Source organism: Treponema sp. R6D11 (assembly GCF_054786075.1).
Genome location: NZ_BDHD01000078.1, coordinates 1 through 8,869, shown reverse-complemented (window position 1 = coordinate 8,869; position 8,869 = coordinate 1). Strand labels below are relative to the sequence as shown.

Sequence of the window (8,869 nt, the reverse complement as noted above, 5' to 3'; positions counted from 1 at the left end):
TTTAACAACCTTGATCCAAGCAATCTTTTAGGACTTATAAAACAAATAGCGGGTATGTTAAGTAATTTTGCCGACGGTTACAAGATAATCAATTTTAAAGATAAAAAACCTGAAACTTTGGAAGAAAAAATAGTATCGGAAACAGGGAAAACGCTTTTTATTCCCTCGACAGTGGGATTTTTGCCAAAGACCGATCCGTATCCTAAAAAACGCATAATAACCGAGGATATATTTTACAGATATCTTGAGACTACGGGTATCGGCGAAAAATATTTGGAAGAAAATACCGAGCGTATTTTAAAGAATAAATTTAAAGACGGTATTTTTTCCGACGCATGGGTTCCTATTTTGTTTCATGAATATGTTATCGGGTATATCCATATTTGGATTGATAAACAGGGAAGGCTTCCGTTTGATTTCAGCGTACTTGATAATGTTTATCAATACGCGAAAGTGCTTGCGTTTGGTTTAAAAGAAAACGGATATTTTGATCATGGGAAGGTAGAGAATCAACCGTTTCAGGGCAAGGTGCTTGATATAAGCGCGTCCGGTTTGATGTTTGCGTATCCGCTTGGTTCCAGTATGTTGGCGACTCTTTTAGTTGATTCTGAGTTAACGGTAACTATCGAGACAAAGAGCCGCACAATTAATGTTTTAGCAAAGATTGTAAGGAAATTTAAAGATAAAAACGCCGGCTACTTAGGCTGTCGCTTTATAAACATTGCCCCTGAAGACACACGTTTCCTTTTTGAGCATCTATACGGCAGAAAAATAGATGATGAAAAAGACGCGGATTTCTTGGCGGGACAGGTATAAAAAATTTATCTTTCCAACTTACGATACACGTAGCGGTGGGGGCTGTCCGCCGCTGAACCTAGTTTCTCTTTGCGCCAGTCGGCGTATTCTGACCAGTTGCCGTCGTACCATATTACTTCGCCGTCTTCAAACGCCAAAATGTGCGTTACAATGCGATCCAAGAACCAGCGGTCGTGGCTGATTACAAGGCTTACTCCGGCGAAAGTGTCCAGAGCGTCTTCCAAAGCGCGCAATGTATTTACATCCAAGTCATTTGTCGGCTCATCAAGCAAAAGCACATTCGCCCCTTCTTTGAGCATCATCGCAAGGTTAAGCCTGTTCCGCTCTCCGCCGGAAAGGACTCCAACCTTTTTTGTCTGATCCGCTCCTGAAAAATTGTACCAAGAGCAGTAAGCGCGGGAATTAACTTCCCTTGCGCCCTGTCCGCTGCCAAGTTTAATTAAATCTTGTCCGTCTGAAAGTTGCTCCCAAACGCTTTTTTCGCCGTCAAGAGAGGCGCGCATCTGGTCGGCATAACCTATTTTTACCGTTTCGCCCAGACGCAATTCTCCCGCGTCGGGTTTTTCAGTGCCTGTTATTAATTTGAAAAGCGTAGTTTTTCCCGCGCCGTTTGGTCCGATAATACCCACGCACGCTCCCGGTGGCACTGTAAAACTCATGTTGTCGAATAACAGTTTGTTCCCGAAAGATTTTGATAATCCTTCCGCCTCGATTACAAGTTTGCCCAAATGCGGACCCGCAGGAATTGTAATTTTATTGTTTGTTACCGCTCCCCGTGAGCGTTCCCTTTCATCGTCCTGAAAAAGTTTTTCGTATTGGGTAATACGAGCCTTGCTCTTTGCATGCCGCCCTTTGGGACTCATGCGTATCCATTCAAGCTCCCGTTGTAATGTTTTGCGTCTGTCGCTTTCGCCTTTTTCTTCTTGCGCCATGCGATTTTCTTTTTGTTCGAGCCAGCCTGAATAATTGCCCTTCCATGGGATTCCCTCTCCTCGGTCAAGCTCCAGTATCCAACCGGCGACATTATCCAAAAAATAGCGGTCGTGCGTTACGGCGATTACAGTGCCTGCGTAGTCTTGCAGATGGCGTTCAAGCCATGCGACAGTTTCAGCATCCAAGTGGTTGGTCGGTTCATCAAGTAACAAGATGTCGGGTTTTTGCAGTAGCAGACGGCATAGGGCGACACGCCGCCTTTCACCGCCTGAAAGGTGGTCTACAACCTCATCGCCGGGAGGACAACGAAGGGCTTCCATTGCAAGTTCAAGGCGGCTGTCCAAGTTCCAGCCGTCTGCGGCTTCGATTTTTTCCTGCAATTCCGCTTGCTTCGCACCAAGTTTATCGTAATCTGCGTCGGGGTCTCCAAACGCTTCGCTTACCTTGTCAAACTCCGCAAGAAGGTCAACCAACTCTTTTGCCCCTTCGGACACTATTTCCTTAACAGTCTTGCCCGGCTCAAGGTACGGCTCCTGTTCAAGAAACCCGATATTATAACCAGGGCTTACAGTTGTTTCTCCCGCAAACTCGGTATCCTTGCCTGAAAGAATCTTTAAAAGACTCGACTTACCAGACCCATTAAGCCCGATAACGCCGATTTTCGCGCCATAATAGTAAGAGATGCTTATATCCTTTAGAACCTGCTTAGTCCCATGCTTTTTGGAAACCTTATGCATGGAGTAAATTATTTTTTTATCATCTGTTGACATAGTAGAAGTGTAGCACAAATGAGGGAAAGATTACAGGGGCTATGCTATATAGTCGTCAATGCTTTCGATACGGCAGTAATCACTTAACTAGTTTTAATGGACCATATACTTCTAGTAACCCATAGTTATTGTTTTCTAAATCTTCTATTTTTGGTTTTACGTTAATAATTAAATCCGCCAATATTTTTGAGCTATTGTTTCCTGTCTTAATTAAGATTACTTTTGGCGGAAATCCTTTTAATTCTAATAAATCCAGAAAATCATTATCTTTGGTTATTATGATATATCCATTTTCTAATGCGTAATTCCATATATCTATATCTTTTGCCGGAACTGTAAGATTAATTAAATCAACATGAGTACATTCGCCAAATATCGGTGCTAGAGTATTTATAAGTTTCCATGAAATATTTGCGTCAAGTAATAGTTTCATAAATGATTCATACCAATGTTAAAACCCTTACAATTTCTTCCCGTCTTGCAGCAAAAGCAAGCGCCGCTTTTATATGAATTTCCTTTAATAAAGGGTAATCTTCGAGTATTTCAGAAATAGGTATTCCTTCTGACAGCCATTGTAAAATATCCCCAACGGTTATTCTGGTTCCTTTTATACAAGGTTTACCAAAACGAACACCCTGATCAATTACAATATAATTAATAATTTCTTCATTTCCCATACATATATTTTCAACTTTTTTTAATAAATTGTCAACCTTATATTTTCTGTACTAAAACCATTGCGAATTTTTCATTTCCGTTTATATGATGATTATACTTCTTATCTTGAACTATTTTGGCAAAACAAAACCACAACTATTTAACCTCTCTATGCTATACTACCCCCATGTCCCTAAACTGGAAGGAAATTAATTTAATCCTCGAAGAACTTGCTCTTGAGGGGGCGCAGATTCAGAGTGCCGTACAGAGCGCGTTTGACGTGATTATTTTGCGTCTGCATAAAAAAGGGGAAACAAAGCAGGTGCTTGTTTCGTTGAGTCCTGGCGCGTGTAGACTGCATGAAGCTTTTCGCGCCGTGCCAAAAAGTGAAAAGCCTCTGCGTTTCGCGCAATTTTTGTCGTCAAAGATTGTAAACGGTTGGATAACGGAAGCGGCGCAGATAGGGGATAACCGCATTGTGCGGATAACTGTAAAAAGAACAATAAATGCCGATGACGAAAAAGAATCTTCACAGACGGCGATTTACAAATTGTACATTCGTCTTTGGTCAAATGCGGCGAATTTTATAGTTACCGATGACAGCGGCGTTGTGTTGGATGCCATGCGTCGCCTGCCAAAGCGTGGCGAAGTTACGGGGGGGAGTTATTCTCCTGAAAACATTGAAGCAAAACCTATCAAATTAAAGTCTGATAACGAAAATGACATTCGTGTTCGGGAAGTACGCTCCTATGAAATACGCACACTACCCGGAGAAGGCTCCTTCAATAAAAAAATCGATGAGTTTTACGCCGCACAGGGAGGAACCCTTTCGCTTGAAGCGTTACGGGAACAGGCAAGGAAAACCTGCGAAGGCAGTATGGGCAGAATCAGCGCGGCGCTTGAGCGGTTGCGGGAAAAAGAAGCGTCTTTTACGGACTCACGCAGGTTAAAAACTTACGGCGATATTATTCTTTCTAATATAGCGAATATTAAACATGGCGATAAATGGCTGGAAACAGAGTATGAAGGCGAAAATATACGCATTGAACTTGAGCCGCGTGTCAGTCCCTCGGCACAAGCGCAAAAATACTATGAAAAATACCGCAAGGCGAAAAACGGGCTTGCCGATGTTCAACGGGAAATTGAAAGTGGGGAGAGGGAACTTAAAGAAGTAACGGAAAAGTTAGAACGCTTGTTAGGAGAAACTAATCCGTTAATTTTGGCAAAATTGCTAAAGACAGGCGTTTCCGCGCCTAAAGCGGCTTCGGGAAAAAAGGAAAAGGCGCGTCCGGGGCTTACGTTTAAACGAGGCGATTGGCTTATCATTGTGGGCAGGGACGCTAATGAAAACGATGAGCTTTTGCGCCGTCATGTTAAGGGGAACGATATGTGGCTACACGCAAGGGATTATCACGGCTCCTATGTGTTTATAAAACAAAGGGCGGGAAAATCGATTCCGTTGGAGATACTTCTTGACGCAGGCAATCTTGCGATTTTTTATTCAAAGGGCAGAAATAACGGCGAAGGCGATTTATTCTACACTCAGGTAAAATATTTAAGACGAGCCAAAAACGGACCAAAGGGGCTTGTTATCCCTACTCAGGAAAAAAATCTCCATGTTAAGGTGGAAGAAGAACGGCTTCGTTCTCTTGAAAATTGCAAAGTTATGTATTAAAATAAGCTATGGCGAAAGCGACTAAAATCGGTAAACCTAAAACAACGGCTAAAAAAACCGTTAAAAAATCGACCGAAGCGGACAATCTTGCTAAAGAATTAAAATCTCTCATTCCAAAATTGGACGAAGAAGGATTAGCCTTCCTTGTAAAACAAGCCCATGTCCATCTTTACAATATGCAGGTAGATGCCCTTAATCAAACTATGATAAAAGACGAACAGCGTAAAAGTAAGACTGTTTCAAAACCCAAAAAAGTCATAGAAACCGGCAAATTTTTCGATATAAAAATCTCCGATACAGGCGCAGGGTATCATATTTTATGCAATAATATGTGGATTTCCTTTACCGTAAAAGAAATAACCGCTATGGTTAAAATCGTCAAAGGCGAAGGCTCTAACCTTGAAATCAGAGAAAGGCTCTATAATTGGCTTTCCCGCGAACGCAGCGACCTTCTAAATACAGCCTCAATTGCCAATAAATTTGACGATAAATTGACGTCCCTTATAAACCTTTTAAATGAGAATTTCAAGTTAAAAAAATAATTTTTTAAATTTTATTTTTCCGCTTTTTCCTTGCATACTGCTCCGCCAAACACTAGAGTTAATATATATGGAAGCTTTGCTCGCCCAAAGAAGGCGGATTCGCAGTCCGGTGGGAGCCGGAATGTTTTACCCCGAAGAAAAGAAGGAAATGCTCGAATATTTAAGGTCTTTTGGCTTTGAAGAGGGTAGCGGCGGGTACGCAAAGGCGATTATAGCCCCTCATGGAGCATGGAATTACTCAGGTTCTTTGGCAGCCAAGGCTTTTTTCTCGGCTATGGGCAGAAGTAGCAGTATAAAACGGGTGGTTCTTTTGGGTCCAATCCACGACAAAAGGGAAAAAGGGCTGTTTTTATCTAATTCCCACTCTTTTCATACCCCCATTGGCAATATCCCCGTGGATAGGGAAATATCCGAAGAATTGGAATTTCACAGTAAATTCTTTGAAATTAATGATATTCCGCACCTTAGCGAACATTCTATCGAAATCTTACTTCCCTTTGTAAAATACTGTTTCCCCGAAGCGTCGATTGTTCCTATTTTGATGGGACAGCCGAAAGCTCAGTATATTTACGACCTTGCTCAGGCGTTAAAAGCTGTTATTACGCCTGTTTTGGACGAAACATTGATAGTTGTTTCTTGCAATCTTTCCAGCGATACAGATCAAAAGACAGCTCAAGTCTTGGCGGAAGATGTTTTGCGTCTTTTCTCCGAAAAAAATTTCCCAGACCTTGCTTCCGCGATTTTGGAAGGACGGCTAAACGCTTGCGGTGGAGCGTTGGCGGCGGGTCTTTTTGAAAGCGGTTTATTGGACGAGACCTGCACCTGTTCTGTCGCCGATAAAATGGTCAGCGCTGTCAGCGCAGAAAACAACACTGTATTTTATAGTGAACTTTCCTACATTTAGAAATTTGTCGATATATAAATATGCGTAAGATTTATTTACTTTTAATTGCATTACTTTTTATAACGTGTAAATCTCAGCCTGTGCTTGTAGAATTACCTATTGATGTTATAGAGCCGGAATTTGAAGTTGTATCCATTTATATAATTCAAGCTGATCTTGTTGTTACCGAATTTGAAGCGGTAATAAAAATTGAAAACCCCAATAACTTTACGATTGACTTAGAGTCGATAAAATATGAATTATACGGCAACAATCTTTTTTGGGCTGACGGCGTCGCCAAAGATGTTTTGCATATTCCGGCAAAAAGTTCAGAAAAAACCCAATTTCGTTTTACGATGAATTTTATAAATACAAACAGAAAACTTTTAGACGATGTTATTGCCATGAGGCGTATAAATTACCGCTTTAAAGGGCAAGCCGAGATAAAGTTCAATGTCCCCAGAGCCTTTGTTTCCAATGTTAAGTTCGATTGTTCCGGTCTTTCAGATGTAAAAAGAAAAGCGGACTAGTTTGTTAATAACTCACACAAAGCTCACAAAGGAAGAGAAGATCACAAAGAGGGAAAAGGGGTTTATGTCCGTAAAAACGGCAATACACCATCTATAGTTGTTTTTCCGGTAAGTGTCATAATCAATCTATCCAGTCCTATCGCTACACCTGAACAGCGGGGGAAGTTTTCAAACATTTTCCAGTAATCATTATCTACTCTGTGTTTTACAATGGCGGTTTTGTTTTTCTCCGCTTCTTCGCTGATAAAAAAATCTTTTACAGCATTAGGATCATTCTCTTCCGAATAGCAATTTGCCAACTCTATGCCGTTGCAGTACAATTCCCAGCGTTCTACAGTTTGTTCGTTAGGCGATTTTTTAGCAAGACATGGAACAAAAGCGGGGTAGTCAAGCAGAGCGATTGGTTTTTCAGTTTTTAATTGCGGTTCTACGGCGTGAATAAAAATTAAATCGTAAAGTTGATGTACCGTCATATCGGGCATTGGTTCAAGTCCCAATTTACGCGCTTGAAGCTCCATAGCGGCGGAACCTTCCTTTGCCGTAGCGAAAAGATCAAAGCCAGCCCATTTTTTAAACGCCTGTGCTACAGTAATATGTTCAAATTTATTAGCGGTAATAGCGGAATCTTTAGCCAAATGCAAAAATAGCTCCTCTGTCAATGCAAGAGAATCCATATAATCGGCGTTCATTGTATAATACTCAAGCATGGTAAATTCGCTGTTATGCAAAAACCCGCAAGATTCGCCATTACGGAAACATTTACATATTTGATACACATTTACATTGTGCCGAGCTATTATTTTTTTCATGAAAATTTCTGGAGAAGGAATAAGCCAAAGAGGACGATTTTCTTTTTTGCTTCCATGCGGGAAAATACGCTCAGTCTGAAAAACTTCAAGGCAGGATTCGGGGATTAAATCGCAGGAGAGCAGAGGAGTGTCCAATTCTAAATAATTTTTATTGTCAAAAAAAGAGCGTACCTGCCTGATGATAGCCGCCCTTTTTTGAAGCATATCCAAGTCCATGATTTAACTCCTATGTTTAATCTAGGAACCTCTAAAAACCTAACCGAGGTTTTTAGAGGTTCCATATTACCAATATGAAAAATTATAAATAATTTCTTCTTTTTTATTATTTGTTGTCGTCACTTTTAATCCGCCTGAATCTGTAACTTCCATTATTTTTATTACTAGTCCTGTATTTCTGCTTTTTAAAGGATGTTCACCATAAAATAATGTATGCGCGATTTCTGTCAATTTTTCGCTGCCGTCCGCAACAGCATCGTGAAAAGTATCGTAATCTATATCAAAGAAGTCTCCAAAAAATTCACATATTAATCCGAGTTGATAATAATAATCTACTCCGTCCTCCATTTGTCCTAACGTAGCCCTGAACGCCGCTATATCTCCTTTCTCTATAGCTTCAAAGCGTTTAAATATCATATCGGCGGCATCTTTGGTAATTTTTTTATCAACCATTACACTATAGGGCAAAGCAGCGTATTTATTTTTTAAAACTACATATTTTTCATTGGCAGAACTGTTTGTTGTTTCCTTGTGAGCACAGCATATATTAACGGCGCATATCAATAAGACAATGATTAAAGAACATACCTGACTGATTATTGTCGCTCTTTTTTGAAACATATCCAAGTCCATGATTTAACTATATTCTAATTTTTCAGCATCTGCCATATCTGATTTTCTGCATTTGAGTTTAGACATTGTATAAATTCTTCGAAGTCTTCCGGTAGTTGCTGTTTTTCCATAAAAGCACTCCCTTAAATAAGTTATTGTCTGTAATTTTTCTTTAGTTGACGCTTTCTCCCAATATTTACTGTCATTCTCATTCAATAATTCCTTATTTGAATAAGTAATCTGAGTTTTATCAATTCTTTCAAGAAGCATATAGAAACTCCTCTTATCTATATTATCCCATATTTCCATGAATTAGTACACTATTAAAATACCTTTCAATCATCAGTTTTTTGGATGTTTTACCGGAAGCTCCGGCAAAGAAAACCATAATCACCTTTACCTTGGTATCCGTAGTTTATGATGTTA

11 protein-coding genes are annotated in these 8,869 nt (G+C 40.2%); 5 read left to right on the top strand and 6 right to left on the bottom strand.

All coding sequences use genetic code 11. The features are described from left to right. Nucleotides 1–816: PilZ domain-containing protein (locus tag ACYVTD_RS07945; RefSeq protein ID WP_461247239.1), on the top strand; the 816-nt coding region annotated here is incomplete at its 5' end. Nucleotides 817–821: 5 nt separating this feature from the next. On the opposite strand, the gene ettA is transcribed toward ACYVTD_RS07945, so the two are convergent. The 3 genes from ettA to ACYVTD_RS07930 all read right to left on the bottom strand — a co-directional run bounded on the left by ettA (nt 822) and on the right by ACYVTD_RS07930 (nt 3,196). Continuing rightward, complete coding sequence (gene ettA / locus ACYVTD_RS07940; protein ID WP_461247238.1) at nt 822–2,519, bottom strand: energy-dependent translational throttle protein EttA; 1,698 nt, start codon at nt 2,517–2,519, stop codon at nt 822–824. 79 nt (nt 2,520–2,598) lie between these two features. Continuing rightward, the gene (locus tag ACYVTD_RS07935; RefSeq protein WP_461247237.1) at nt 2,599–2,952 is read right to left on the bottom strand and encodes a DUF5615 family PIN-like protein; all 354 of its coding nucleotides are present in this window, start codon (nt 2,950–2,952) and stop codon (nt 2,599–2,601) included. A 7-nt stretch (nt 2,953–2,959) separates the two neighbouring features. Next, the gene (locus tag ACYVTD_RS07930) at nt 2,960–3,196 is read right to left on the bottom strand and encodes a DUF433 domain-containing protein (RefSeq protein ID WP_461247236.1); all 237 of its coding nucleotides are present in this window, start codon (nt 3,194–3,196) and stop codon (nt 2,960–2,962) included. 167 nt (nt 3,197–3,363) lie between these two features. Between ACYVTD_RS07930 and ACYVTD_RS07925 the strand changes: the two genes are divergently transcribed. From ACYVTD_RS07925 to ACYVTD_RS07910, 4 genes are all read left to right on the top strand, one after another. After that, nucleotides 3,364–4,851 (top strand): NFACT RNA binding domain-containing protein, encoded by a 1,488-nt coding sequence (locus ACYVTD_RS07925; RefSeq protein WP_461247235.1) that lies wholly within the window; start codon nt 3,364–3,366, stop codon nt 4,849–4,851. Between the two features lie 8 nt (nt 4,852–4,859). After that, the gene (locus ACYVTD_RS07920) at nt 4,860–5,393 is read left to right on the top strand and encodes a hypothetical protein (RefSeq protein ID WP_461247234.1); all 534 of its coding nucleotides are present in this window, start codon (nt 4,860–4,862) and stop codon (nt 5,391–5,393) included. A gap of 67 nt (nt 5,394–5,460) precedes the next feature. Then, nucleotides 5,461–6,297 carry an AmmeMemoRadiSam system protein B gene (gene amrB / locus ACYVTD_RS07915; protein WP_461247233.1) on the top strand — a complete coding sequence of 279 codons (837 nt, stop codon included), beginning with the start codon at nt 5,461–5,463 and terminating at the stop codon, nt 6,295–6,297. Nucleotides 6,298–6,317: 20 nt separating this feature from the next. Next, a complete protein-coding gene (locus ACYVTD_RS07910; protein ID WP_461247232.1) occupies nt 6,318–6,806 on the top strand; it encodes an LEA/WHy family protein in 489 nt (162 codons plus the stop codon). Between the two features lie 62 nt (nt 6,807–6,868). Here ACYVTD_RS07910 and ACYVTD_RS07905 read toward each other — a convergent pair whose 3' ends face one another. The 3 genes from ACYVTD_RS07905 to ACYVTD_RS07895 form a co-directional block, all read right to left on the bottom strand. Then, the gene (locus ACYVTD_RS07905) at nt 6,869–7,831 is read right to left on the bottom strand and encodes an amino acid--tRNA ligase-related protein (RefSeq protein ID WP_461247231.1); all 963 of its coding nucleotides are present in this window, start codon (nt 7,829–7,831) and stop codon (nt 6,869–6,871) included. 66 nt (nt 7,832–7,897) lie between these two features. Then, nucleotides 7,898–8,452: a hypothetical protein gene (locus tag ACYVTD_RS07900; RefSeq protein ID WP_461247230.1), complete on the bottom strand. Its 555-nt coding sequence runs from the start codon at nt 8,450–8,452 to the stop codon at nt 7,898–7,900. Nucleotides 8,453–8,467: 15 nt separating this feature from the next. Next, nucleotides 8,468–8,713, bottom strand: coding sequence for a hypothetical protein (locus tag ACYVTD_RS07895; protein ID WP_461247229.1), 246 nt, complete (start codon nt 8,711–8,713; stop codon nt 8,468–8,470). Nucleotides 8,714–8,869: the final 156 nt, after the last annotated feature.